20 protein-coding genes and 1 tRNA gene are annotated in these 26,101 nt (G+C 71.6%); 9 read left to right on the plus strand and 12 right to left on the minus strand.

From position 1 onward, the window contains the following. Positions 1 to 4: 4 nt before the first annotated feature. Both AC07FK_RS05910 and AC07FK_RS05915 read left to right on the plus strand, forming a co-directional pair. Positions 5 to 1,135, plus strand: coding sequence for an ABC transporter ATP-binding protein (locus AC07FK_RS05910; RefSeq protein WP_479103908.1), 1,131 nt, complete (start codon positions 5 to 7; stop codon positions 1,133 to 1,135). Next, a complete protein-coding gene (locus AC07FK_RS05915; RefSeq protein WP_479102935.1) occupies positions 1,132 to 1,848 on the plus strand; it encodes an ABC transporter ATP-binding protein in 717 nt (238 codons plus the stop codon). The genes AC07FK_RS05910 and AC07FK_RS05915 overlap by 4 nt, the downstream gene beginning before the upstream one ends. Before the next feature lie 98 nt (positions 1,849 to 1,946). Here AC07FK_RS05915 and AC07FK_RS05920 read toward each other — a convergent pair whose 3' ends face one another. Further along, positions 1,947 to 2,600 (minus strand): ANTAR domain-containing response regulator, encoded by a 654-nt coding sequence (locus tag AC07FK_RS05920; RefSeq protein WP_479102937.1) that lies wholly within the window; start codon positions 2,598 to 2,600, stop codon positions 1,947 to 1,949. 99 nt (positions 2,601 to 2,699) lie between these two features. On the opposite strand from AC07FK_RS05920, the gene AC07FK_RS05925 reads away from it, so the two are divergent. Together AC07FK_RS05925 and AC07FK_RS05930 are read left to right on the plus strand one after the other, a co-directional pair. Further along, positions 2,700 to 2,774: transfer RNA gene (locus tag AC07FK_RS05925), tRNA-Leu, on the plus strand. Positions 2,775 to 2,884: 110 nt separating this feature from the next. Next, positions 2,885 to 3,667 carry a helix-turn-helix domain-containing protein gene (locus AC07FK_RS05930; protein ID WP_479102939.1) on the plus strand — a complete coding sequence of 261 codons (783 nt, stop codon included), beginning with the start codon at positions 2,885 to 2,887 and terminating at the stop codon, positions 3,665 to 3,667. Between the two features lie 57 nt (positions 3,668 to 3,724). Here the strand turns inward: AC07FK_RS05930 and pyk are convergent, their stop codons facing one another. Then, complete coding sequence (gene pyk / locus AC07FK_RS05935) at positions 3,725 to 5,161, minus strand: pyruvate kinase (RefSeq protein WP_479102941.1); 1,437 nt, start codon at positions 5,159 to 5,161, stop codon at positions 3,725 to 3,727. A gap of 120 nt (positions 5,162 to 5,281) precedes the next feature. Then, complete coding sequence (locus tag AC07FK_RS05940) at positions 5,282 to 6,019, minus strand: SIMPL domain-containing protein (RefSeq protein WP_479102943.1); 738 nt, start codon at positions 6,017 to 6,019, stop codon at positions 5,282 to 5,284. Between the two features lie 153 nt (positions 6,020 to 6,172). On the opposite strand from AC07FK_RS05940, the gene AC07FK_RS05945 reads away from it, so the two are divergent. Both AC07FK_RS05945 and AC07FK_RS05950 read left to right on the plus strand, forming a co-directional pair. Further along, positions 6,173 to 7,969: a bifunctional metallophosphatase/5'-nucleotidase gene (locus AC07FK_RS05945; RefSeq protein ID WP_479102945.1), complete on the plus strand. Its 1,797-nt coding sequence runs from the start codon at positions 6,173 to 6,175 to the stop codon at positions 7,967 to 7,969. A 10-nt stretch (positions 7,970 to 7,979) separates the two neighbouring features. Then, positions 7,980 to 8,105, plus strand: coding sequence for a hypothetical protein (locus AC07FK_RS05950; protein ID WP_479102947.1), 126 nt, complete (start codon positions 7,980 to 7,982; stop codon positions 8,103 to 8,105). A 92-nt stretch (positions 8,106 to 8,197) separates the two neighbouring features. Here the strand turns inward: AC07FK_RS05950 and AC07FK_RS05955 are convergent, their stop codons facing one another. The 5 genes from AC07FK_RS05955 to AC07FK_RS05975 form a co-directional block, all read right to left on the minus strand. After that, positions 8,198 to 9,613, minus strand: coding sequence for a lysine N(6)-hydroxylase/L-ornithine N(5)-oxygenase family protein (locus tag AC07FK_RS05955; protein ID WP_479102948.1), 1,416 nt, complete (start codon positions 9,611 to 9,613; stop codon positions 8,198 to 8,200). Continuing rightward, complete coding sequence (locus AC07FK_RS05960; RefSeq protein WP_479102949.1) at positions 9,610 to 11,031, minus strand: pyridoxal phosphate-dependent decarboxylase family protein; 1,422 nt, start codon at positions 11,029 to 11,031, stop codon at positions 9,610 to 9,612. The genes AC07FK_RS05955 and AC07FK_RS05960 overlap by 4 nt, the downstream gene beginning before the upstream one ends. A 406-nt stretch (positions 11,032 to 11,437) precedes the next feature. Next, on the minus strand, positions 11,438 to 13,930 hold the full coding sequence (gene pepN / locus AC07FK_RS05965; protein ID WP_479102951.1) for an aminopeptidase N: 2,493 nt from the start codon (positions 13,928 to 13,930) through the stop codon (positions 11,438 to 11,440). A 98-nt stretch (positions 13,931 to 14,028) separates the two neighbouring features. Continuing rightward, a complete protein-coding gene (locus AC07FK_RS05970; RefSeq protein ID WP_453407490.1) occupies positions 14,029 to 14,343 on the minus strand; it encodes a chorismate mutase in 315 nt (104 codons plus the stop codon). 11 nt (positions 14,344 to 14,354) lie between these two features. Then, a complete protein-coding gene (locus tag AC07FK_RS05975) occupies positions 14,355 to 15,242 on the minus strand; it encodes a helix-turn-helix domain-containing protein (protein WP_479102954.1) in 888 nt (295 codons plus the stop codon). 187 nt (positions 15,243 to 15,429) lie between these two features. Here AC07FK_RS05975 and AC07FK_RS05980 point away from each other — a divergent pair, with 187 nt between their 5' ends. Further along, complete coding sequence (locus AC07FK_RS05980) at positions 15,430 to 17,199, plus strand: glycoside hydrolase family 35 protein (RefSeq protein ID WP_479102956.1); 1,770 nt, start codon at positions 15,430 to 15,432, stop codon at positions 17,197 to 17,199. A gap of 135 nt (positions 17,200 to 17,334) precedes the next feature. On the opposite strand, the gene AC07FK_RS05985 is transcribed toward AC07FK_RS05980, so the two are convergent. Then, on the minus strand, positions 17,335 to 20,442 hold the full coding sequence (locus tag AC07FK_RS05985) for an endo-alpha-N-acetylgalactosaminidase family protein (RefSeq protein WP_479102958.1): 3,108 nt from the start codon (positions 20,440 to 20,442) through the stop codon (positions 17,335 to 17,337). A gap of 125 nt (positions 20,443 to 20,567) precedes the next feature. Next, positions 20,568 to 21,347, minus strand: a complete 780-nt coding sequence (locus tag AC07FK_RS05990; RefSeq protein WP_479102960.1) for a S1 family peptidase — start codon at positions 21,345 to 21,347, stop codon at positions 20,568 to 20,570. A 405-nt stretch (positions 21,348 to 21,752) separates the two neighbouring features. Here AC07FK_RS05990 and AC07FK_RS05995 point away from each other — a divergent pair, with 405 nt between their 5' ends. Further along, on the plus strand, positions 21,753 to 22,649 hold the full coding sequence (locus AC07FK_RS05995; protein ID WP_479103910.1) for a hypothetical protein: 897 nt from the start codon (positions 21,753 to 21,755) through the stop codon (positions 22,647 to 22,649). 23 nt (positions 22,650 to 22,672) lie between these two features. Then, positions 22,673 to 24,283, plus strand: a complete 1,611-nt coding sequence (locus AC07FK_RS06000; protein ID WP_479102962.1) for an ankyrin repeat domain-containing protein — start codon at positions 22,673 to 22,675, stop codon at positions 24,281 to 24,283. 94 nt (positions 24,284 to 24,377) lie between these two features. Here the strand turns inward: AC07FK_RS06000 and AC07FK_RS06005 are convergent, their stop codons facing one another. Both AC07FK_RS06005 and AC07FK_RS06010 read right to left on the minus strand, forming a co-directional pair. Then, on the minus strand, positions 24,378 to 25,301 hold the full coding sequence (locus AC07FK_RS06005) for an SDR family oxidoreductase (RefSeq protein WP_479102964.1): 924 nt from the start codon (positions 25,299 to 25,301) through the stop codon (positions 24,378 to 24,380). Next, positions 25,298 to 26,092, minus strand: coding sequence for an SDR family oxidoreductase (locus tag AC07FK_RS06010; RefSeq protein WP_479102966.1), 795 nt, complete (start codon positions 26,090 to 26,092; stop codon positions 25,298 to 25,300). The genes AC07FK_RS06005 and AC07FK_RS06010 overlap by 4 nt, the downstream gene beginning before the upstream one ends. Between the last annotated feature and the right edge of the window lie 9 nt (positions 26,093 to 26,101).

The following is a 26,101-nucleotide window of genomic DNA, read 5'->3' on the forward strand; positions in this document are numbered from 1 at the left end:
CAACATGACGACCACCACCGAGAACACCGCCCCGACCACCGTCCTCGACGCCAGCGGTGTCACCATGCGCTTCGGCGGCCTCACCGCCGTACGCTCGGTCGACCTCACCGTGAACGCCGGAGAGATCGTCGGTCTCATCGGCCCCAACGGCGCCGGCAAGACGACCTTCTTCAACTGCCTCACCGGGCTCTACGTCCCCACCGAGGGCAAGGTCTCGTACAAGGGCACCGTCCTGCCGCCCAAGCCCCACCTCGTCACCCAGGCAGGCATCGCCCGTACCTTCCAGAACATCCGGCTCTTCGCCAACATGACCGTCCTGGAGAACGTCCTCGTCGGACGCCACACCCGGACCAAGGAAGGCCTCTGGTCGGCCCTCCTGCGCGGCCCCGGCTTCAAGAAGGCCGAAGCCGCGTCGCACAAGCGGGCCATGGAACTGCTCGAGTTCATCGGCCTGGAGCACAAGGCCGACCACCTCGCACGCAACCTCCCCTACGGCGAGCAGCGCAAGCTCGAAATCGCACGCGCCCTCGCCAGCGACCCGGGCCTGCTGCTCCTGGACGAGCCCACCGCGGGCATGAACCCCCAGGAGACCCGCGTCACCGAAGAGCTCATCTTCGCGATCCGGGACCAGGGCATCGCCGTACTCGTCATCGAGCACGACATGCGCTTCATCTTCAACCTCTGCGACCGCGTCGCCTGCCTCGTCCAGGGCGAGAAGCTCGTCGAAGGCACACCCGCCGTCGTCCAGGGCGACGAGCGCGTCGTCGCCGCCTACCTCGGTACTCCCTTCGAGGGCGCACCCGGCGCGGAAGAGGCCGCCGAGGTCGAAGCCGCCGAAGCCGTGGCGGAAGCGGCCGGGGCGAGCGAGGCCACGTCGGCCGGGGCGACGGAGGCGACCGGAGCGACCGGAGCTGCCGAGGCCGCCGAGGCCGCCGAGGCCGCCGAGGAGGCTGCCGCCGCTGAGGACAACGCCGCCGAGGCCGCCGCGACCGCCGAGGCTGCTGAAACCGCCGAGCCGACCGGGGCCGGTGAGGAAGCTGAGGCGACCGAGGAAGCCGAGGCCACCGAAGCCACCCCGGCCGAGGGCACCACCAGCAAGACCAGCAAGACCAGCCCGGAAGGGGAAACCCAGTGACCGCTCTCCTCGAGGTCGAGGACCTCAGGGTCGCCTACGGCAAGATCGAGGCCGTCAAGGGCATCTCCTTCAGCGTCGAAGCCGGCCAGGTCGTCACCCTCATCGGCACCAACGGTGCGGGCAAGACCACCACCCTGCGGACGCTGTCCGGACTGCTCAAGCCCTCCGGCGGCCGGATCATGTTCGACGGCAAGCCGCTGCAGGGAGTACCCGCGCACAAGATCGTGTCCCTGGGGCTGGCCCACTCCCCCGAAGGCCGGCACATCTTCCCCCGCCTCACCATCGCCGAGAACCTCCAGCTCGGAGCGTTCCTGCGGACGGACAAGGCGGGCATCGAGAAGGACATCCAGCGCGCCTACGACCTCTTCCCCATCCTGGGAGAGCGCCGGAAGCAGGCCGCGGGCACCCTCTCGGGCGGTGAGCAGCAGATGCTGGCCATGGGACGCGCGCTCATGTCCCAGCCCAAGCTCCTCATGCTCGACGAGCCGTCGATGGGCCTCTCCCCGATCATGATGCAGAAGATCATGGAGACCATCGTCGAGCTCAAGGCCCAGGGCACGACCATCCTGCTCGTCGAGCAGAACGCCCAGGCCGCGCTCTCCCTGGCGGACCACGCGCACGTCATGGAAATCGGCTCGATCAAGCTCTCCGGCCCCGGCCGGGAGCTGCTCCACGACGAGTCCGTCCGCAAGACGTACCTCGGCGAGGACTGACCGGACCGTACGCACCTGTACGTACGCGTACGTACACAAGGAAGAGGCCGCCCCCGCGTGATGCGGGGGCGGCCTCTTCCGTCACGTACTCAGGCGCACTACTCGCCCTTCGCCGCCTTCTTCTCCTCGGCGTCCTCGATGACCGCCTCCGCCACCTGCTGCATGGACAGGCGGCGGTCCATCGACGTCTTCTGGATCCAGCGGAACGCGGCCGGCTCCGACAGCCCGTACTGCGTCTGCAGCACCGACTTCGCCCGGTCCACCAGCTTGCGCGTCTCGAGGCGCTGCGTGAGGTCCGCGACCTCGTTCTCCAGCGCCTTCAGCTCCGTGAACCGCGACACCGCCATCTCGATGGCCGGTACGACGTCACTCTTGCTGAAGGGCTTCACGAGGTACGCCATCGCACCGGCGTCCCGCGCCCGCTCCACGAGATCGCGCTGCGAGAACGCGGTCAGCATGAGGACGGGGGCGATGGACTCCTCGGTGATCTTCTCGGCGGCGGAGATCCCGTCCAGCACGGGCATCTTCACGTCGAGGATCACGAGGTCGGGGCGGTGCTCGCGGGCGAGCTCGATCGCCTGCTGCCCGTCACCGGCCTCGCCCACGACGGCGTAGCCCTCCTCCTCGAGCATCTCTTTGAGGTCGAGGCGGATGAGGGCTTCGTCCTCGGCGATGACGACACGGGTCGTCAGCGGCGGGACGTGCGACTTGTCGTCGTCGGCGACGGGCTGGGGCGACTCGGGGGTGGTCACGGGGCTCCTCGTTCCACGGCAGGTACAGCTCCCCAAGAGCCTACCTAGCTGCGGTATGGTGGACGCGCAGTGGGTCAAGGGAAACCTTGGATACCGCGAGCCCCGGTAGCCCAATTGGCAGCAGGCAATGGATTCAAAACCCATACAGTGTCGGTTCGAGTCCGACCCGGGGCACTTCTCCTTCGATTCCAAGGTTCACCAAAGGTCTGGCGATCTTCACTCGCTCTGGTGAACACCATCGCGAATCAGTGCGGACTCCCGAAGATCGAGCGAGTCTCGCGTGCATGTACGACCTCACCGTGCGCGAGCACGCGCTGGCCCTCCTCGCGCAGGGCGGCAGCCTCAATTCCGTGAGCAGGCGGACCGGAATATCCCGGTCCGCCATCCGCGCGTGGCAGGCTCGGACCGAACCGCTGCCGCGCATGAGCGCGCAAGCACTGCCGTGCACGAGGTGCGGACCCGCACCCGGCGCTCCGGCCGACACCGCCGCGTACGCCTATCTGCTCGGCCTCTATCTCGGCGACGGCTGCATCAGCCCGCACCGTAACGGCGGCTGGTACCTGCGCATTGCTTGCGCCGATGAATGGCCCGGACTGATCGACCTGTGCCGGAACGCCATCACGGCCGTCCGTCCCGAAGACTCGGTCTGCGTCCTGCAGCGGGTGGGCTGTGTGATGGTCACCAGCTACAGCCGCCATTGGCGGTGTCTCTTCCCGCAGCACGGTCCGGGCAAGAAGCATGAACGCGCCATCTCCCTCGACTCCTGGCAGCAGGCCGTTGTGGACGCCCATCCCTGGGATTTCATCCGTGGCCTCATCCACTCGGACGGGTGCCGCATCACGAACTGGACCACCCGTACCCTCGGCGGCGAGCAGAAGCGCTATGAATACCCGCGTTACTTCTTCACCAACACATCCGTCGACATCCTGCGGCTTTTCACCGACACCCTCGACTCACTCGGCGTCGAGTGGAAGCCCTCACGCCAGAGCCGTGCGGCGCAGAGCGTCTCGGTCGCCAGGCGCGCGTCCGTCGCGCTGATGGACGCTCACGTGGGACCGAAGCACTGAGCGTACGGCCGGTAGGGCCCCCTGGGGTGTGGGGGCCCATTGCCCGTGCCGGCAGGGTCACTTGGCGGCGGGGTGGCCTTCGCCGATGTGGTGGACGTGGACCAGGTTCGTGGAACCCGCGATGCCGGGCGGGGAGCCGGCGGTGATGATCACGACGTCGCCCTTCCGGCAGCGGCCGATGCGCAGGAGGTGTTCGTCGACCTGGGCGACCATGGCGTCGGTGGAGTCGACGTGGGGGCCGAGGAAGGTCTCGACGCCCCAGGTGAGGTTGAGCTGGGAGCGCGTCGCCGGGTCGGGGGTGAAGGCGAGCAGCGGGATGGGTGAGCGGTAGCGGGACAGGCGCTTGACGGTGTCGCCGGACTGGGTGAAGGCGACGAGGAACTTCGCGCCGAGGAAGTCGCCGATGTCGGCGGCGGCGCGTGCGACGGCTCCGCCCTGGGTGCGGGGCTTGTTGCGTTCGGTGAGCGGCGGGAGTCCCTTGGCGAGGATGTCCTCCTCGGCCGCTTCGACGATGCGGCCCATGGTCTTGACCGTCTCGATGGGGTATTTGCCGACGCTGGTTTCGCCGGAGAGCATGACGGCGTCGGTGCCGTCGATGACGGCGTTGGCGACGTCGGAGGCTTCGGCGCGGGTGGGCCGGGAGTTTTCGATCATCGAGTCGAGCATTTGGGTGGCGACGATGACCGGTTTGGCGTTGCGTTTGGCGAGTTTGATGGCTCGCTTCTGAACGATCGGCACTTGTTCGAGTGGCATTTCGACGCCGAGGTCGCCGCGGGCGACCATGATGCCGTCGAAGGCGGCGACGATGTCGTCGATGTTGTCGACGGCCTGCGGCTTTTCGATCTTCGCGATGACGGGGAGGCGGCGGCCTTCTTCCTTCATGACACGGTGGACGTCGTCGATGTCACGTCCGCTGCGTACGAAGGAGAGGGCGATGATGTCGGCTCCGGTGCGCAGGGCCCACCGGAGGTCGTCGATGTCCTTTTCGGAGAGTGCGGGTACGGAGACGGCGACGCCGGGAAGGTTGAGGCCCTTGTGGTCGGAGACCATGCCTCCTTCGATGACGAGGGTGCGGACGCGGGGCCCGTCGACACCGGTGACTTCGAGGGTCACTTTGCCGTCGTCGACGAGGATGCGTTCGCCCGTGGTGACATCGGAGGCGAGTCCTTGGTAGGTGGTGCCGCAGGTGTGGCGGTCGCCTTCGGCGGGTTCGACGGTGATGGTGAACTCGTCGCCCCGTTCAAGGAGTACGGGGCCTTCGCGGAAGCGTCCGAGGCGGATCTTCGGACCTTGAAGGTCGGCGAGTACGCCGACGCTGCGGCCGGTTTCGTCGGAGGCTTTGCGAACGCGCTGGTAGCGCTCTTCGTGTTCGGCGTAGGAGCCGTGGCTGAGGTTGAAGCGGGCGATGTCCATTCCGGCTTCGACCAGTGCCTTGATCTGGTCGTATGTGTCGGTGGCGGGGCCCAGGGTACAAACGATTTTTGCTCGGCGCATAGGTCGAGCCTAGGGCTTACCAGTCAGTAGGAAATTGGCTGCGCATGACTGTCCAACAACCTTTGCATGAAAGGTTATTGACAAGTGTTGAATTGTGCGCGGGGCCGCTCTGATGAGCATTCAGAGGGCGGGCGGGGTCATGATGAATCGGGCGTTCACCTGGGCGTGAACGGTCTGGCGCTGGGGTTCGAGATCGAGGGCGGGGGCGTCCTCGGCCATTTCCGCGGTCATGCCCCTGCGCGCGAAGCCGCCGGCGTAGGCGACGGGCACCGGGTGCGCCTCTTCCGCGCCGGGGTCGGACAGTTCGACGAGGGCGGTGAGGTCGGCGCCGAGGGCCTGGGCGTATTCGCGGGCGCGCTTGACGGCTTCGCGTACGGCTGCGGTGCGTACTTCGCCGTAGGCGGGTGAGTCGGGCCGCAGGGCCCACCAGGGGCCGTCGACGCGGGTGAGTTCGAGGTCGGCGAGGCGGGTGGTGAGTTCGCCCAGTGCGGTGAAGTCGGTGAGCACGGCGGTGATGTGGACGCGTCCGTGGTAGGCGCGGACGCGGTCGCCGCGGCCGTGCCGGGTGAGTTCGGGGCTGATGGAGAAGGCGCCGGTCTCCACCTTCTCGACGGCGTCGCCGTAGCTCTTGACGAGGTCGAGGGCGAGGCCGTTGCGCCGGGTGAGGTCTTCGAGGGCGGTGCGGCGGTCCGTACCGCGCGCGCTGACGGTGATGCCGATCCGGGCGGTCTCGGGGTCGAATTCGAGGCGGGCCTCGCCCTGGACGGCGAGGCGGGGGGCCGAGGGGGTGCCGTACGGGACGGAGGGCGCGTCGGAGGCGGGGCGGCGGGCTTCGGGGTGCGTCGGCTCGTGAGTCACGCTCTCCACTCTCGCACCCGAGTACGACGGCGGGCGGTCATCAGATCGAAACCCGCAAGGGGTGTTGCTGGTGTGGCGCGTTGCGCCAGAATCTACGCGCGTCACGTTGTGCGACGGAAGCTGCGACGGAAGCACGGAACGAGGAGACAAAGAATGCCGCTGAACCGTAGGACCTTCCTGGGCCGCTCGGCCGCCGCGGGTGCCGGTGTGGCCGTGGCGGGCGGGGCCGCGGCGGCGCCCGCCGCAGCGCACGGCCACGGACGTCCGCCGAAGCGTTACTCCTTCACCGTCATGGGCACGACGGACCTGCACGGCAACGTCTTCAACTGGGACTACTTCACGGACAAGGAGTTCGACGACAAGGCGCACAACGACGTGGGTCTGGCGAAGATCTCCACCCTGGTGAACCAGATCCGCGCCGAGAAGGGCCGCCGCAACACCCTGCTCATCGACGCGGGCGACACCATCCAGGGGACGCAGCTTTCGTACTACTACGCCAAGGTCGACCCGATCACCGCGAAGCACGGTCCGGTGCACCCGATGGCGCAGTCGATGAACGCGATCGGGTACGACGCGGCCGCGCTCGGGAACCACGAGTTCAACTACGGCATACCGGTGCTGCGGAAGTTCGAGGAGCAGTGCGACTTCCCGCTCCTCGGTGCGAACGCTCTGGACGCGAAGACGCTGCGCCCGGCGTTCCCCCCGTACTTCATGAAGAGGCTGCGTACGCCGCACGGGCGTGACGTGCGGGTCGCGGTGCTCGGTCTGACGAACCCGGGCATCGCGATCTGGGACAAGCAGAACGTGCAGGGGAAGATGACGTTCCCGGGTCTGGAGGAGCAGGCGGCGAAGTGGGTGCCGAAGCTGCGTTCCATGGGTGCGGACGTGGTCATCGTCTCGGCGCACTCCGGGTCGAGCGGCACGTCGTCGTACGGTGACCAGCTTCCGTACGTAGAGAACGCTGCGGGCCTGGTCGCCGAGCAGGTGCCCGGCATCGACGCGATCCTGGTGGGGCACGCGCACACGGAGATCGCCGAGTACTTCGTGGAGAACAAGGAGACGGGGAAGAAGGTCGTCCTGTCGGAGCCCCTGAAGTGGGGGCAGCGGCTGACGCTCTTCGACTTCGACCTGGTGTGGTCGAAGGGCCGCTGGACGGTCGAGAAGGTCGGCGCGAAGGTCCTCAACTCGAACACGGTGGCCGAGGACCCGGAGATCACGAAGCTGCTCGGTGACGAGCACGAGAAGGTCGTGGCGTACGTCAACCAGGTCATCGGCACGTCGACGGCGGCGATGACGACGGCCGAGGCGGCGTGGAAGGACGAGCCGCTGATCGACCTGATCAATCACGTGCAGACGGAGACGGTGCGGGCGGCGCTGGCCGGCGGCCCGTACGCCGGGCTGCCGGTGCTGTCGCAGGCGTCGTGCTTCTCGCGGACGGCGGCCGTCCCCGCCGGTGAGGTGACGATCCGGGACGCGGCGGGTCTGTACCCGTTCGAGAACACGCTGGAGGCGCGGCTGCTCACCGGTGCGCAGCTGAAGGAGTACCTGGAGTTCTCGGCGCGGTACTACGTGCAGACGGCGGCGGGGGCCGCGGTGGACCCGTCGAAGCTGACGAACGCGGGGGCCATCCCGGACTACAACTACGACGTGGTGTCGGGCCTGACGTACGAGGTCGACATCGCGAAGCCGGCCGGTTCGAGGATCGTGAATCTCGCGTTCGAGGGCAGCCCGGTGGACGCGGCCGCCAGGTTCGTGCTGGCGGTGAACAACTACCGGGCGAGCGGCGGCGGGGCGTTCCCACATGTCGCGGGCGCGCAGCAGCTGTGGGCGAATTCGGAGGAGATCCGGAACACGATCATCACGTGGGTGAAGGCAAAGGGCACGCTGGACCCGGCGGAGTTCGCCCTGGTGGGGTGGAAGCTGACGCGCGACGGTGTGCCGGTGTTCTAGGCGGGGTCCCATGGGACCGCTCCCGCACGGGCGACCGGCCGTCGACTCGGCCCGGATCGAGATCGACGGCGTCGCCACGGTGATGAGCCGGTCGACCGTCTCTTTCGGGGAGGCGCAGGAGCGTCCGTCGGGCTGAGGACGAGGTTCTGCGATCAGTTCCTGCCGGCGCTGGACCGCTCGGGAGGTGGTGACGTCCGGGGGGTCCCGCGCCGGCTCGTGGGACGGCCTCTAGCGCCCCTGGACCAGCGGGGTGAGGGCCGGCTGCTGAACGGGGATGCGGGGCGCTTCGCGGCGTTCCAGGCCGAAGCTGGTGAAGGCCGTGCGGCTGGGGAGCGGGTAGGGGTCCTTGCCGGTGAGGGAGTTGAGGATCGTCGCGCTGCGCCAGGCGGCGAGGCCGAGGTCGGGCGCGCCGACGCCGTGGGTGTGCCGCTCGGCGTTCTGTACGTACACGGAGCCGTTCACGGCGGGGTCGAGGACGATGCGGAACTGGTCGTCGATCCGGGGCCGCTCGGCGGCGTCCCGGCGGATGTACGCGTCGAGTCCGGCGAGGAGCTGTCCCAGGGGGCGTTCGCGGTAGCCGGTGGCGAGGACGACGGCGTCGGTGGTGAGGCGGGAGCGGGTGCCCTGCTGGAGGTGTTCGAGGTGCAGTTCGACCTTGGTGGTGCCGACGCGGCCGGCGGTGCGTACGGAGACTCCCGGGGTGAGGACCGCGTCGGGCCAGCCGCCGTGCAGGGTGCGGTGGTAGAGCTCGTCGTGGATGGCGGCGATGGTGTCGGCGTCGATGCCCTTGTGGAGCTGCCACTGGCGGGGGCCGAGGTCGTCCCGTACGGACTCGGGCAGGGCGTGGAAGTACCGGCTGTAGTCGGGGGTGAAGTGTTCCAGGCCGAGCTTGGAGTACTCCATGGGGGCGAACGCCTCGGTCCTGGCCAGCCAGGTGATCTTCTCGCGGCCCGCGGGGCGGGCGCGCAGCAGGTCGAGGAAGACCTCCGCGCCGGACTGTCCCGAGCCGATGACGGTGATGTGTTCGGCGGCGAGGAGCCGTTGGCGGTGGTCGAGGTAGGCGGACGAGTGGATGACGGGGACGGCCGGGGCGTCGGCGAGGGGCTTGAGGGGTTCGGGGATGTAGGGCTGGGTGCCTACGCCGACGGCGACGTTGCGGGTGTAGGCCCGGCCGAGGGCTTCCGCCTCGCCGTCGGCGTCGAGCTGGGTGAAGTCGACTTCGAAGGCGTCGCGTTCGGCGTTCCAGCGGACGGCGTCGACCTGGTGGCCGAAGTGGAGTCCGGGGAGGTTTCCGCTGACCCAGCGGCAGTAGGCGTCGTATTCGGCGCGCTGGATGTGGAACCGCTCGGAGAAGTAGAAGGGGAAGAGCCGCTCGCGGGTGCGCAGGTAGTTGAGGAAGGACCAGGGGCTCGCGGGGTCGGCGAGCGTGACGAGGTCGGCGAGGAAGGGGACCTGGAGGGTGGCGCCCTCGATGAGGAGGCCGGGGTGCCAGGTGAAGGCGGGGCGCTGGTCGTAGAAGGCGGTGGTGAGGCCGCCGTGCACGCCGTCGGCGAGTGCGGCGAGGGACAGGTTGAAGGGGCCGATGCCGATGCCGACCAGGTCGTGGGGCTGTTCCGGTTCGTGGTGCTGGGGGACGGCGGTCATCGGTGGGAGCTGCCTTCCGGGAGTGACGTGGGTGCGGGGAGCGGGAGCAGTGAGAGGAGTGCTTCCAGGTCTCGCGGGGTGGTGTGCGGGTTGAGGACGGTGGCTTTGAGCCAGAGGCGTCCGTCGGCGCGGGCGCGGCCGAGTACGGCGCGGCCCGTTGCGAGGAGGGTGCGGCGGATGGCGGCGATGTCGTCGTCGCAGGCGCCGGTGGGGCGGAAGAGGACGGTGCTGATGGTGGGCCGGTCGTGGAGTTCGAGGCCCGGGGTGTCCTGGACGAGGTCGGCGAGGTGCTGGGCGGCGGCGCAGGTGCGGTCGACGAGGTCGGCGAGTCCCTGACGGCCGAGGGCGCGGAGCGTGACGGCGGTCTTGAGGATGTCGGGGCGTCGGGTCGTGCGCAGGGAGCGGCCGAGGAGGTCGGGGAGGCCGGCTTCGGTGTCGTCGTCGGCGTTGAGGTAGTCGGCCTGGTGGCCGAGGGGGGCGAGGCGGGCGGCGTCGGGGACGGCGAGGAGTCCCGCGGCGACGGGCTGCCAGCCGAGTTTGTGCAGGTCCAGGGTGACGCTGTGGGCGCGGTCGAGGCCGTCGAGGAGGGCTCGGCGGGTGGCGCTGAAGAGGAGCGGGCCGCCGTACGACGCGTCGATGTGGAGTTCGGCGTGGTGACGTGCGCAGAGGTCGGCGATGTCGTGGAGCGGGTCGACGCGGCCTGTGTCGGTGGTGCCGGCGGTGGCGGTGACGAGGAGCGGGTGGTGCAGGCCGGTGAGGGCCGCGTCGAGGGCGGCGGGGTCGAGGACGCCGGCGGGGGCGGGGACGCTGACCGGTTCGGGGAGGCCGAGGAGCCAGGCGGCACGCGCCAGGGAGTGGTGGGCGTTGGCGCCGTGGACGAGTTGTACGGGGCCGTGGCGCTCGCGGGCGAGGAGCAGGGCGAGCTGGTTGGACTCCGTGCCGCCGGTGGTGACGAGGGCGTCGGGGGCGGGCGCGTGGGGGTAGACCTCGGCGGCGAGCGCGCGGGTGACCTGGGCTTCCAGGGCGGAGGCGGCGGGTGCCTGGTCCCAGGAGTCCATGGACGGGTTGAGCGCGGACGCGGCGAGGTCGGCTGCGACCGCGACGGCGAGCGGTGGGGTGTGGAGGTGTGCGGCGCACAGCGGGTCGGCGGGGTCCGCCGCGCCCTGGGCGAGTGCCCGTACGAGCGTACGGAGGGCCTCTTCGGCCCCGGTGCCGGTATCGGGCAGTACGGGCAGGGTGGTCTCCCGCAGGCGGGCGGTGACGGCGTCGGGCCCGCCGGCGGGCAGGGGGCCGCCGCGGGCGAGGGCTCCGTCGCGGAGGGCGTCGAGGACGGTGGAGAGCAGGGGCCGCAGGGCGTCGGGTCCGCCCGCGCCGCCGGCGAGGGGCGGGAGGGGGGTGCCGGGAGGCGGCGTACTCATGCGAGGTCCTTCGGTGCGCTTCGGCTGGCACACCAGCGTGTACAGGCATGAGCCGGTGCGTCCGGGCTGCTCAACGATCGCAACCCGAAAGTGGTACTGCCGCGCGGCTGAGCGCAGTTGGATTCGGCGCGGGTGATATGGGGCGGTGGCGCGCCGGGCCGGCAGTGGGCGGCGCCGCGCCCGGGAGTGCGGCGTGGTGCGCGGAGCGGTGGCGCAGGGCCGGGGGTGGGCGGCCGCCACGGCCGTGCCCGGGCGTACGGCGTGGTCTGCGGGTGACGGCCGCCGGGCGTCGAAGCCGTGCCTGGCCGACGGGTGTGGCCGGCGCCGCGGCTGCCGCTCGGTGGGGGTGGCCGGCCGTGCCACGGCCGCTGCCCGTGGTGAGGGCGGCGGCCGTGGCGGGGCGGGGTCAGGCGCCGCGGACCGCGATGGCGCGGCGCAGGTCGTCGAGCTGGTCGGCCAGCTTGCGGCGCAGGGACGGGATCATCTCCGCGTCGCGCAGGAACTCCTCGCCGAGGTGCAGGGACTCCTTGTCGACGGCGAACTGGGGGAAGGCGTAGCGTCCCGCGGCTTCCGCGATGGCGGGGCCGCGGCGGTCCGCGACGGCATTCGCGTCGCGGTAGAAGCGGGGGACGTAGTCGCGTACGAGTGCGGCCTGTTCGGGCTGCCAGAAGCCTTGGGCGGTGGCGGTGAAGAGGTAGTTGGAGAGGGTGTCGTCCTCGAACATTCCGGCCCAGGCGGCGGCCTTGGCCTCGGGGGTGGGGAGGGCGGCCCGGCAGCGGGCGGCTCCTTCCTGGCCGGTGGCGCTGGGGTCGCGGGCGAGTTCGGCGGCGATGGCTGCCTCGTCGGTCGCGCCGAGTACGGCGAGGCGGCGCAGGATCCGCCAGCGCAGTTCGGGGTCGAGTTCGGGGCCGCCGGGGACGCCGCCGGTGTGGAACCAGTCCAGGATGCCGTCGGGCTGGGTGGCGGCGTCGATGAAGTGGCGTACGGCGGTGAGGCGCAGACCGGCGCCGTCGCCGTCCTCGGTGCGGCGGATGAGGTCGCGGCAGATGCCGGTGAGGGCGGCGAGGGCGGCGGGGCGTTCGGCCGCGGGGAGGTAGCGGTCGGCGATCTGGCCGTGGGCGAAGGCGAGTACGCCTTGAACGACGGCGAGGTCGGTCTCGTACGGGAGGTGGGCGCCGGCGGTCTCCAGGTACGCGGCGGGTTCCAGTTCGCCGTCGCGGACCATGTCGCGCAGTGCGTTCCACAGCACGGCGCGGGTCAGGGCGTCGGGGACGGCGGACAGGTTGCGCCGTACGACTTCCCGGGACGCCTCGTCGAGGCGGATCTTGGCGTAGGTCAGGTCGCCGTCGTTGAGGACGAGGAGCGCGGGGCGGCGGCCGGGCCGTACCGCGACGGAGCTGCCCTGCGGTACGTCGACTTCGAATTGTTCGCGCAGGACCAGGCTCCGGCCGTCGAGGGGGTCGCGGTCGTACGTGCCGACGGCGAGGCGGTGCGGGCGGCTGCCCTGCCGGTCGACAGTGAGGTGCCACATGCCTTCCGCCTCCCCGACGGCGGGGGCGAGCGTGTCGACGCCGGTCGTGCGGAGCCACTGTTCGGCCCAGGCGTGGACGTCCCGGTCGGTGGCGGAGGCGAGGTTGTCGATGAAGTCGGCGAGGGTGGCGTTGGCGAACTTGTGGCGGGCGAAATGCGTGTTGATGCCGGCCAGGAAGTCCTTCTCGCCGAGCCAGGCGACGAGCTGGCGCAGGGCGGACGCGCCCTTGGCGTAGGAGATGCCGTCGAAGTTGAGCAGGGCGGACGCGGTGTCGGGGACGGCGTCGGGGTCGGGTGCCACGGGGTGGGTGCTGGGGCGCTGGTCGGCGTCGTAGCCCCAGCCCTTGCGGGCGACGGCGAAGTCGGTCCAGGTGTCGGTGAAGCGGGTGGCTTCGGTGAGGGTCTGGTAGCCCATGTACTCGGCGAAGGACTCGTTGAGCCAGATGTCGTCCCACCACTGGAGGGTGACGAGGTCGCCGAACCACATGTGGGCCATTTCGTGGGCGATGACCATGGCGCGGGTCTGGCGTTCGGTGTCGGTGACGGCGGAGCGGTAGACGAATTCGTCGCGGAAGGTGACGAGGCCGGGGTTCTCCATGGCGCCGGCGTTGAATTCGGGGACGAACGCCTGGTCGTAGGAGTCGAAGGGGTAGGGCTCCTCGAACTTCTCGTGGTAGCGGTCGTAGCAGGCGCGGGTGACGTCGAGGATCTCGTCGGCGTCGGCGTTCAGGTACGGCGCGAGGGAGCGGCGGCAGTGGATGCCGAAGGGCAGGCCGGCGTGTTCGGTGCGTACGGAGTGCCAGGGGCCGGCGGCGACGGCGACGAGGTAGGTGGAGATGCGGGGGGTGGGGGCGAGTGTCCAGCGGCCCGCTCCCCGGTGCTCTGCGACTCCGTTGCCGAGGACGGTCCAGCCGTCGGGGGCGGTGACGGTGAGAGCGAAGACGGCTTTGAGGTCGGGCTGGTCGAAGGCGGCGAAGACGCGCTGGTCGTCTTCGAGGAAGAGCTGGGTGTAGACGTACGTCTCGCCGTCGGTGGGGTCGGTGAAGCGGTGCATGCCTTCGCCGGTGCGGGAGTAGCGCATGTCGGCCTCCACGCGCAGCTCGTGCTCGCCGGCGGTGAGGCCGGTGAGGGGCAGGCGGTTCCCGTCGAGCGCTTCGGGGTCGAGCGGCTGTCCGTCGAGGGTGACGGTGCGCAGGGCGGCGGGCTTGAGCTCGACGAAGGTGTCCCCGGCCGTGCGCGCGGTGAAGTGGATGACGGTGCGGGAGTCGAAGGTCTCTTCGCCACGGGTGAGATCGAGTTCGATCGTGTACCGGTGGACTTCGAGGAGCTGGGCTCGGGTCTGCGCTTCGTCGCGCGTCAGTACGGACATGGGGACATGCTGCCCGATGGGGTGCGGGTGGCACAGCGGATGTCTGTACGTCGACGGCCCCCTGGGCGGCTGCGGCCGCCGAGGGGGGCGGGCCCCCTTTAGGACTTCGCGATCGTCTCGTGGTGGCGGATGACCTCGGCGATGATGAAGTTCAGCAGCTTCTCGGCGAAGGCCGGGTCCAGTTTGGCGCTCTCCGCGAGTTCGCGCAGGCGGACGATCTGGCGGGCCTCACGGGCCGGGTCGGCGGGCGGCAGCTGGTGCTGTGCCTTGAGGTGGCCGACCTGCTGGGTGCATTTGAAACGCTCGGCGAGCATGTGGACGACGGCGGCGTCGATGTTGTCGATGCTGTCGCGCAGCCGGCTCAGTTCGGCGATGACGGACTCGTCGATCTCGCCGGATTCGCTGGAGGTCATGGTCAGCGAGCTTACGTCGCCCGGGTGGCGATGGTCGGCGGGTGTTCGGGATCTGGGATCCGGTGGCTCCAGCCGCCGTGGACGGTCCGGCCCTGCTGCGCGCGGAAGCGGACGGGGGCCAGGCCGACGCGGCGGGTGAAGAGGCGGGAGAAGTAGGCGGGGTCGTCGTAGCCGACGCGGCGGGCGACGGCGGCGACGGGGAGGTCGGTGGCGGCGAGGAGTTCCTTGGCGCGGCCGAGGCGGATGCCGAGCAGGTAGTCCTTGGGGCTGCATCCGGCGCTGCGGCGTACGGCGGCGCGCAGCGCGGCGGGGGTCATGCCGTGGCGGCTCGCGTGGTCGGCGACGGTCAGCGGCTGGAACGCGTCGCGGGCGAGGGCCTGGAGCACCGGGTCTCCGTCGGCTCCGACGTCGGCGCGGGCGCGGCGCAGGGCGACGAGGAGTTCGTGGACGGCGGCCCCGGTCTCGACTTCCAGGAGCGGGTTCCCCCGGCGTGCGGCGCGGGCGATGCGGCCCACGGCGGCGCGGGCGGCCGCGGTGTCGGCGAGGGGGACGACGGGGCGGTCGGGCTCGATGTAGCCGAGTTCGGTGTAGGTCGCGGTGGCGGGGCCGGTGAAGTCGACGAAGCTCTCGTCCCAGCCGGTGGCCCGGTCGGGCCCGTAATGGTGCGGTACGCCGGGTATGAGCCAGATCACCGCGGGGGCGGTGACGGCGACGCGCCGCCCCTCCGGGCCGCGGTACCAGCCACGGCCCGCACTGATGATCACGGCGACGTGGTGGTCGAGGGTGCGGGGGCCGACCGTGGGCAGCGCGCCGTGCTGGAGGCCCACGCCGAGACAGACCAGGCCGAGCTTGTGGTGGGTGGGACTGGGGGTGAAGTAGCGCATCCAGGTGTGGTACATCCGCTTTTCCTCCCCGCCTGCTCAGCTGGCGTCGCGGCGTGCCGTCCCGTGCCGCCCTGCCCTGTCGTGTCCGCCGGGCGTGGTGTCCGGCCGGCGTTGTGTCCAACCAGCGCTGATCTTTGTCCATGGACCGCTCCGCCGCCAGAGGGTGAGGCTGGAACCCGTTGGTGAGCGAGAGGCGGGGACCGTGGCTGACTTCACGGTGGGCGGGTCGGACTTCGAGCTGGACGGGCGGCCGGTACGGCTGCTGTCGGGGGCTCTGCACTACTTCCGGGTGCACGAGGGGCAGTGGGGGCACCGGCTCGCGATGCTGCGGGCCATGGGGCTGAACTGCGTGGAGACGTACGTCCCCTGGAACCTGCACGAGCCGGAGCCCGGGCGGCTGCGCGACGCGGGCGCGCTGGGCCGGTTCCTGGACGCCGTCCGGGAGGCGGGGCTGTGGGCGATCGTGCGCCCGGGTCCGTACATCTGCGCCGAGTGGGAGAACGGCGGGCTCCCCCTCTGGCTGACCGGGGCGCTCGGCGCGCGCGTGCGCACGCGGGACACCGCGTATCTGGGGCATGTGGAGCGGTGGTTCGGGCAGTTGCTGCCGCAGGTGGTGGCCCGGCAGATCGGCCGGGGCGGCCCGGTGATCATGGTGCAGGTCGAGAACGAGTACGGCAGTTACGGCTCGGACCAGGTCTATCTGCGGCATCTGACGGAGTTCCTGCGGCGGTGCGGGGTCACCGTGCCGCTGTTCACCTCGGACGGTCCCGAGGACCACATGCTGACCGGCGGTTCGGTGCCGGGGGTCCTGGCGACGGCGAACTTCGGGTCGGGGGCGCGCGAGGGCTTCCAGGCGTTGCGGCGGCACCAGCCGTCGGGGCCGCTGATGTGCATGGAGTTCTGGTGCGGCTGGTTCGGTCACTGGGGCGCGGAGCGGGTCGTACGGGATCCCGCCGACGCCGCGGCGGCGCTGCGCGAGATCCTGGAGTGCGGTGCGTCGGTGAACATCTACATGGCGCACGGGGGCACGAACTTCGCGGGGTGGTCGGGGGCGAACCGCGCGGGGCCGCTGCACGACGGAGAGCTCCAGCCGACGGTGACGTCGTACGACTACGACGCGCCCGTCGACGAGTACGGCCGTCCGACGGAGAAGTTCTGGCTGTTCCGTGAGGTCCTGGCTCGGTACCGGGAGGGCGGGGAGCCGCTGCCGGACGTGCCGGCGGCGCCCGCCGCGCTGGACGGGCCGGTGCGGGCACAGATCGTGGAGTGGGCGCCGCTCGGCGACGTACTGGAGGTGCTCGGCGGACCGGAGACGGAGCGGGCGGTGCCGCCGACGTTCGAGGAGCTGGGCGTGGACCGGGGGCTGGTCCGCTACCGGGTGGACGTGCCGGGGCCGCGCCGGCCGTATCCGCTGGGTGTGCGGGGGCTGCGGGACCGTGCCGTGGTGCACGTCGACGGGGTGCGGGCGGGGGTGCTGGACGGCGGGGCGGGCGAGTACGCGGCCCTGGGTGAGCCGGTGGCAGGTCCCGCGGCGGTGGAGCTGTGGGTGGAGTCGCTGGGGCGGGTCAATTACGGGCCCCGTGTCGGGGAGCCGAAGGGCATCACGGGAGGCGTTCTGCACGAGCGGCAGTATCTGCACGGGGTGCGGGCGCGCGGGTTGTCCCTGGACGCGTTCGACGACGCGGACGCGGTGCGGAAGGTCGCCGGCCGTTCCCCGGAAGCGCACGCGTCCGGGCTGTTCCGGGGAACGTTCGACGTGCGGGGCGCGGGCGACGCGTCGGTGCGGCTGCCGGGCTGGGAGCGCGGCTTCGTGTGGGTGAACGGCTTCTGCCTGGGCCGGTACTGGGCGGCCGGCCCGCAGGAGTCCCTGTACGTTCCCGGGACCGTTCTGCGGGAGGGCGCGAACGAGGTGTGGGTGCTGGAACTGGAACGCGCCGGCGAGGGCTGCGTGGAGCTCGGCCCACCGGGCTGAGTGCGGTGCTGCGGTGGGCCGGCTTCGGGCGGCCGGAGTGAACGCGGTGCGCTTCGGTGGTAGCCGGCTGATCGCAGGTGCGCGCCGGGAAGGGCCGGTCCGCGGTAAGGACCGGCCCTCCTTGCGTGCTGCCCCTCACACCTCGCGCACCTCGAAGGCGTCGAGGACGAACTCGGCCGTCCCGTCGTCGCCCGTCTTGCGCAACCCCACCCAGGTCTCGCCGGTGGCGGGCGCGGTGAACTCGTAGTTCATCTCCGCCGGTGCGGTGGCGACGGGCAGCGCCCTGCGGTCGAGCTCCCGGGGCGCCGGTTCGTCGACGCCGGTGACCCACACGTACTGCCCGGCCTTCTCGTTCTCGTAACGGAAGGAGACCCGGTAGCGCCTGCCCGCCTCGAAGCGGACAGTGTGCTGCACGGTCCGGTAGACCAGGCCGTCGTTCTCGCCGCGCGACTTGAGGGACTCGGTGCCGTCGATGACGTCGTCGATCGCCTTTCCGTTCCAGCCGCGCTGGGTGAACGGGGCGTGCCGCTGCGCGATGTGGGTGCGCGGGTCGGTGGAGCCGCCCGCGTCGCCCTTCACGAAGACGCCCCATCCCTGAGGCACGTTCTCGAAGTCCTCGAAGACGACGGTGCCGGGCTTCGTGGAGCGCTTCGCGGGAACGATCCGTACGTTGTCGAAGCGCACCCGTGCGTCGCCCGGGCCGGCCCGCAGGGCGAGGTCCACCGCTCCCCCGCCGTCCGGCACGGTGAAGTACGTGAACATGCGCTGGAAGCGGGTGCCGTGCTTGCGGTCGGCGGCGACGAGGTTGACGGCCGTGGAGGAGTCGGTCCAGTTCTCCGCCGTCTTCCCGTCGGCCGTCCGTACGGTGAGCGCCGCACGCCGCCGCTCCCCCGCCTTCTCACCGACCTCGACCTGCACCGAGGCGGCGTACGTCCCGGGGGCGAGGCGCGCGAGGCGCTGTCCGGCGGAGGCGGCGCCGCCCGCGCCGACGACCAGCTCGTAGTCGCCGATCGGGCTCGGTTCGACGGAGAGCGGCCCGCTGACCGTCCACCCCGCCAGGGTGCCCGAGTTGAACCCGGGGTCGCGCAGCGGCGTGCCCTGGCCCCAGTGCGGGTCGGCGGCGTCCGGGACGCGGGTGCGGTGGACGACGTACGGCTGCTTCGTCTCGGCGTCGAGGGTGACCCTGCCGGAGCGGACGGGCACCTCGCGGACGAAACGGCGGCCCTGGTCGGTGAGCCGGTAGAGGGCCACCTTCGACGTGCCGGCCCAGCCGCGCGGGAGCTGCCAGGAGCTGCTGCCGCCCGACGGGTTGTAGTGGTAGAGCCGGTGGGGGTCGGCCGCCTCGCGCGGCTCCCAGGGCAGCAGGTAGCGCCCGCCGTCGTACACGGTCCGTCCGTCCGTGGTGATGCGGCGCGTCCCGCCGGCGTCGCTCACAGACGTTGCGGTGGGGCCGGAGAAGGTGATCTCGTGGGCGGCCCAGGTCTTGATGGGGTACGCCTGGAGGTACTTCGCGGGCAGGCTGTCGGTCCAGATCTGCTGGTAGAAGGTGTTCCAGTCGGTCTTGTTGACCCAGCCCTCGAAGTTGCCCGTGCGCGGGATGCCGAGGAGGGTCGGCCACTTGTCGGCGAAGACGTCCTTCTGGTGGTTGCGGATGAAGCGGATCAGCTGGGAGTTGACGCCGCGCGAGGTGTCGCCGCCGTAGTCGGTCTCGGTGGCCCAGTGCGCCCACAGGGCCGAGCGTTCCAGGCCGTGGCCCCATTCGGTGGTGATCTGCCAGCCCTGGTCGCGCAGGGCGCGCTGCAACCGGTCCGAGGTCCAGCCGGATTCGCGGAACACGTCGATGTAGAGCATGTTCAGGGCCGGGGCGGTCTCGTCCCGCAGGTCCTGGAAGCGCTTGACGATGTCGCCGGACACCAGATCGCGTCGCTGGTCGATGCGGTAGCTCTGGTCGAGCCAGTCCCACTGCTCGTTGGTCTTGTCGACCAGCTGTTCCGAGAAGGCGTTCGCGACGGGGTACGACTCCGTGGCGTTCACGTGAACGCCGAAATCGCTCCCCCACGCGCGGCCTTCGCGCACCAGGGTGTTGAGGTCGCGCAGGCCGCCGGCGCGCTTGTTGTGGTTGCCCGCGTAGTCGGGGTGGGCGGAGTCGTGGCCCTCCGACTGGTAGCCCTTGAGGAGCGTGTACTGGCGCAGGCCGTCCGTCGCGAGACAGACGCGTTTGACGTTGTCGAGTGTCGCGAGGAACGGGTTGGTGGCCTGGCTGGCGAAGTTGAAGGGGATGTGCGGGACGACGCGCAGGTGCTGCTCGTCCGCGCCCAGCGGATTCACCATGATGTCGCGGAAGGCCGTCGCCGCGTCCTGCCAGTCCACGACGCCGTCCCCGTCGCGGTCCCGGGTGATGACGACGGTCGCGTACGGGAGCGGTTCGGTGGCGTTCACGGGAGCGGTCGCGGCGCGGTGCGTCCACTGTCCGCAGGAGAGCTGCGCCTTGACGTACCCCTCCTTCCTGAGGGTCTGCCGCCACAGCCGCCCGTTCTCCCAGGTGGTGCCGGCCGCACTGTCGGGCCTGTCGTACGACGTGTTGGTCTCGAGGGCGCCGCCGAGGCGGTCGTGGGCGACGACGGCGTACGCGCAGCCGAGCGGCGCGGCGTCCGGGACGGTGTCCGGTGCGGGCCTGACGAACGTGTCGCCGCTCTTGGCCTTGTCGAGCTGGACGCGGGCGGCGAGCAGGGCGGCCCCGGGCTGGTCGCTGCGTACGGACAGGAAGGCGAGCGAGGGGATCTGCAGGGTGCCGACGCGCAGGGCCGCGGTGTCGGCGATCTTCGTGACCCGCCAGTGGACCTGCCGGCCGGTGACGCGGATCTCCACGTGGATCTCGGTGCCGCCCTCGAAGGCGAGGGTGTACGCCGCCGCGTCGCGCCCCGCGCGGCCGGCCACGCGCGGGGTGCGGGCGGTCCCGTCGATCAGCACGGAGGTGACCGGGTCCTCCTGGCCGTACAGCGTGGCGCCCGTCGCGCGGTCGGTGTACGACACGATCCGGGGGAAGAGGAGGTCGACGCGGACCTCCAGTTCACCGGAGCGCAGTACCGTCTCGCGCCCGGCCGCCAGGGCGGCGGGCGAGGGGCCGGCGAGGGCCAGGCCGGCACCCGTCAGGGCGGTGGCGGCGGTGGCCGCCACCACGGTCCTGCGGCTCGGTCCGGGGTCTTGTGCGTGCACGCTCGCTCTCCTGTCGCTCGTCGGCATGGTGTGCAGGCCAACATGCGCCGGGAGGGACGAGTGCGCCCATGGACAAAGGAGGGGCGGGTGTTGGACTAACGCGTCCGGCACCCGCCCCTCGAAGGTCGTTCAGTGTCGCCGCGTGAGCGGGGTCAGAGACCGGCTGCGGCCGACCTGATGGCGGCGGCGAAGGTCGACACCTCGGTGTACACACCTGGGTAGTCGGGGCGCGCGCAGCCGTTGCCCCAGCTGACTATCCCGACCTGGATCCAGGCGTTGGTGTTGTCCCGGCGGAACATCGGGCCGCCCGAGTCGCCCTGGCAGGTGTCGACACCGCCCTCGGTGAAGCCGGCGCAGATCTCCTCGCCCGCCACCAGTTCGGGGTACGAGCTCTTGCAGTCGGCGTCGGAGACGAACGGCACCTGGGCCTTGCGGAGGTAGCGCTGCTGCCCGCCGCCCTCCGTGGCCGCGCCCCAGCCGGCGACCGTGAAGGTGCCGCTGTTGTACGCGGTCGTGTCGGCGATCTTGAGGGTGGGCAGGTCGATCGGCCTGGCGAGCTTGATCAGGGCCCAGTCCTTGCCCGTGCCGTTGTAGCCGGGGGCCCGGAGGACCTTGGTCGACCTGACCTTGATGGCGCTGGAGCTCTGGAGGTCGACGACACCGGCGGTGGCGGTGATGCTGGTGTTGTTGCCGGATCCGCCGACACAGTGGGCGGCGGTCAGGACGATGTCCTTGGCGTAGAGGGATCCGCCGCAGCCCATCGACAGCCGGACCATGAACGGGAACTCGCCCTGGGCGGCGCGGGTTCCGCCGACGACGGGGGGCGTCGACGCAAAGGCCGCGGACGCGCCGGCGGGCTGGATGCTGACCGCGGCGAGGATCACTGCGCCTGCGGCGGCACATCTCTTGAAGGCACGCAGAAGGTTCTTCAACGAATTGCCTCTCGTGGGAGACCGTGGGGGGTTGCCTTGCGGTGCTGCTGTGCGGTGCTGCTGTGCGATTGCTGTGCGACGACGTCGCTGTGCACGCGCGGACGGACCGCGCCCCACACCACACGGGTATGTGGCATGAGCCCGTCAAGGCGTTGCTGGATTATGGGGACCCCTCCGCCCGGCCGACAAGGGGGGCATTCCGGCCACACCCCGCACACGCGCCCCACCGCCCCGCACCGGGCCAGGCCGCCCCCACGCCCCCACGCTCCCGCCCGCTGCCCCGCTACCCGTTGCCGCCTGCCTTGCCGCCCTGCCGCCCTGCCGCCCTGCCGCCCTGCCGCGAATCCGCCTACAGTGGAGACCTGTTCACCGTCGTACCGATGACCTGTAGGGGTGACCGCGGACGTGCCGAGCGGCAGTGAGGTCGTACACGGCTTTCCGCACCTGGCGACCGTGCGGTCCGCCCTCGCCGCGCTCCACCGACGGCTCTCGTACGACGGCGTGCACTCCTACGCCCCGAGCGTCTTCCCCGCCGACGTGGCCTTCTCGGACCAGGACGACCTGTACCTCGGCACCCAGCGGGTGGCCCGGACGCTCGTCCACCACCTCCACCTGCCGGACGCACGCGTGATCGTGAGCTTCCGCGAGATGGAGCACGCCGCCGGCGTGGAGCTGACGGCGGGGCCCGAGTACTTCGTCGAACTCAACGCGCGCTTCAGGACGCACCGCAACGACATCGGGGCCGCCCTCGCGCACGAGATCGCCCACGTGCTGCTGCACCGGCTCGGCCTCGCCTTCGAGGGCACCCGCGACAACGAGATCCTCACCGACACGGTGACGACGTACCTGGGGGCGGGCTGGCTGCTGCTCGACGCGTACCGCGAGGACGGCGCGTCCAGCCAGAAGCTCGGCTATCTCACCCCGGAGGAGTTCGGTTACGTCCTGGCCAAGCGGGCGGCCGCCTTCGGCGAGGACCCCGCGCCCTGGTTCACCAGCGCGCAGGCGTACACGGCGTACGAGAAGGGCCTCGCGCGGGCCCGTCACGACGAACGGCAGCCACCGCTGACCGCGGCCGGCTGGACGGGTCGCCGGCGGTACGCGAAGGAGCGCCGGTACGCACAGGAGAACGGCAGCCGTCCGGACCACGGTGCGTCGTCGTACGCCTTCGAGGGAGGCGGGCGCGACACACTGCGCGTGTCGTTCCCGTGTCCCACGTGCCAGCAGCGGATCCGCGTTCCCGTGAGCGGCCGGGTAAGGGCACGGTGCGCGCTGTGCCGCACGATTCTCGAATGCGACACGTGAACACCCGCACGTAGGGTCGAAACATGACGAACGATCCCGCAGTGGCCGCGCAGCCCCTGTTCGAAGCGCTGTACGAAGACAGCGACGACGCCGTGGTTCGGCTGCTGCGCTCCGGTGTGCAGGCCGAGTCCACCGACGACGAGGGCGCGACGGCGCTCTACCGGGCCTCCCTGCAGAACCGTCCGGGGATGGTACGTCTGCTGCTCGCCGCGGGAGCCGACCCCGACCGTGCCTGCGGGCCGCAGTCGGGGGACCTGCCGCTGTGCGCTGCGGCGGTCGGCGGTCACACGGAGGTGGTGGAGGCCCTGCTGTCGGCGGGAGCGACGCCCGACCTCCGCGAGGAGCTGGACTTCACGGCGATGGCCTGGGCCGTCCGGCAGGGCCACGCGGACACCGTAGAGGCCCTTCTGGAGTACGGCGCCGATCCGGACCTTCCGGCTCCCGGGACGGAGCCGCCGCTGGTGGTCGCGGCACGGCGCGGGTCCACGGAGACCGTACGGACTCTGCTGCGGCACGGCGCCTCGGCCGGGCGCGAGGCGCTGGAGGAGGCGCGGCGCTGGCTGGAAGTGGATGTGGAGGAAGCACTGCGGGCGGAGCTCCTGGCGACCTTCGCGCCCGGTTCCGCCGGGTCGGGCACGGCGGAACCGGGCACCACCGAGCATGAGCCGGGTGCGGCTGAGTCGGGTGCGGCGGATGCGGATCCGGGGGGCGCGGGTACGGCGGAGCCGGAGACGGTCACCAGCCGGATCGTGGAGAACGGCGGGGAGACCGTCGTCGTCGAGCTGCTCCGGGACAGCGGTTCCGTGGCCGGTGTCGAGCAGCAGACCGGACACGCCGCGATCGCCACACTCCTGGAGGAGCGCCTGGCCATCCGCACGCCCTTCGCGGAACTGGCCGACCGGGCCCTGAGCGGCGGCGACCCCGGCCGGGACGAGTGGATGGAGTCCGTGGCCGTGCTGTGGCGGCGCGGCGACGAGGAGACGTTCCAGGCGGCGGCCGCGTGGTGCGCGAGCGGTGACCCCCTGCGGCAGGCGTTCGCGGCCGACGTGCTGGCGCAGCTCGGCTTCGAGCAGGGCGGCAAGCCGTTCGCGGCGCGCGCCCTGCCGCTGCTGCGGCAACTGGCGCGCGAGGCGGGCGACTCCGACCCCGAGCTGGCCCAGGCGGCCGTACTGGCGCTGGGGCACCACGGTGACCCGGCGGCGCTGCCGGAGATCCTGCGCCACGCGGACCACCCGGACCCCGAGGTGCGTCACCGGGTGGCCCTCTCGCTCATCGGGCTCGTCCCCACCGATCACCGGGAGGGCGTGGCGGCGCTGGTGGCACTCAGCCGCGACCCGGACGACGAGGTCCGCGACTGGGCGACGCTGGCCCTGGCCGGCTGCGACGCCGATACGCCGGAGATCCGCGAGGCGCTCGCGGAGCGCGTCGAGGACCACGATCCCGACACGGCGGCGGAGGCGGCACGCGGCCTGGCGGTACGCGGGGACGCCCGGGCGGTCGAGGCGCTGGGCCGCCTGCTGCGGGAGGAGGACCCGGAGGGATACGCGTACGCGACGGCGGTCGAGGCGCTGGAGCACATCCGGGACGCCCGAACGAGGCACCACCTGGAACGCACACCACCCCGCCACCGCTGAGCGACCCCACCCCACCGCGGCCACCCGACCAGGCGCTGCCGGCTCACCCAGTCCCCACCCCGCACACCCCAGCCGCCCAGCGACGCACCGCCGGTCAGCGTGCCCCGTACGCCCGGCCCGGTGGTGTGGACTTCGTCAGGAGTCTCGTCGCCGTTTCGCCCGCTTCGGCGGGGGTCCAGCGGGCGCCCCTGTCCGCCGTCGGGCCCGGTCGCCAGCCCTCCATGACGGTGATGCGCCCCGCCTCCGCTTCGAACACCCGCCCCGTCACCCCCGCCGACGCCGCCGAGCCCAGCCACACCACCAGCGGCGAGACGTTCTCCGGGGCCATCGCGTCGAAGCCCCCGGCCGCGCCCGGCGGCGCCATCGTCTCGGCGAAGGCGCGTTCCGTCATGCGGGTGCGGGCGGCCGGGGCGATGGCGTTGATCTGGACGCCGTACCCGCCCAGCTCCTCCGCCGCGACCAGCGTCAGCCCGACGATCCCGGCCTTCGCGGCCGAGTAGCTGCCCTGCCCCACGCTCCCCAGCAGCCCCGCTCCCGAGCTCGTGTTGACCACGCGGGCCGCCGCCCCACGGCCCGCTTTCGCCTCCGCCCGCCAGTACCGCGCGGCGTGCTTCAGCGGCAGGAAGTGCCCCTTCAGGTGGACGCGTACGACCGCGTCCCAGTCCTCCTCGTCCAGATTGACCAGCATCCGGTCGCGCAGGAACCCGGCGTTGTTCACCAGGGTGTCGAGCCGTCCGAAGGTGTCGACCGCCGCGGCGACCAGCGACGCCGCCCCCTCGGCCGTCGCCACGTCCCCGCCGTGGGCCACTGCCTCTCCCCCGGCCGCCGCGATCTCCTCGACGACGCGCTGCGCGGGCCCCGCCGACGTCCCCGCGCCGTCGGGCCCCACCCCGAGGTCGTTGACGACCACCTTCGCGCCCTCCGCCGCGAAGGCCAGGGCGTGCGCCCGGCCGAGCCCCCGGCCCGCGCCGGTCACCACCACGACCCTTCCGTCGCAGATTCCGCTGTCCGTCGTCATGTCGCTGCCTCCTGCTGACCGTTGTGGACCGTTGCGGTGCGGACCGTCGCGGCGTCGAGGAAGGCGGGGCGTTCGCCGCCGCCGTGGACGAGGAGGGACGCGCCGCTGACGTACGCCGCGCGCGCGGACGCCAGGAAGACCGCCGCGTCGCCGATCTCGCCGGGTTCGGCGAGGCGGCCCGCCGGGACGGTCCGGGCGACGGCCGCGACGCCGGCCTCGTCGCCGTAGTGCAGGTGCGCCAGTTCGGTGCGGACCATGCCGAGGACGAGCGTGTTCACCCGTACCTCCGGCGCCCACTCCACCGCCATCGACCGGGCCAGGTTCTCCAGACCCGCCTTGGCCGCCCCGTACGCCGCCGTGCCCGGCGACGGCCTGGTGCCGCTGACGCTGCCGATCATCACCACGGAGCCGCCGGACGCCCTCAGGTGTGCGTACGCCGCCAGGGAGGCCGTCAGCGGGGCGGTCAGGTTCAGTTCGAGGACCCGGGCGTGGCGCGCCGCCTCCCCCTCGCCCAGCAGCCGGTGCGGTGTCCCGCCCGCGTTGTTGACCAGTACGTCCAGTCGTCCGTACGTCGCCGCGACGCCCGCGAAGAACTCCGCGACGGCCGCCCGGTCCCGCAGGTCCAGAGGCCGGAACTCCGCCTGCCGCCCGCCCGCGCCGACCGGGGCGGCCGGCGGCCGGCGCGCGCAGATCACCACCCGGGCCCCCGCCGCCAGGAACGCCCGCGCGATGCCGGCGCCGACGCCGCGCGTGCCACCGGTGACGACGGCGACCCTCCCTTTCAGTTCCATTCGCTGCTA

The sequence above is a fragment of the Streptomyces sp. NPDC046122 genome, assembly GCF_056429965.1.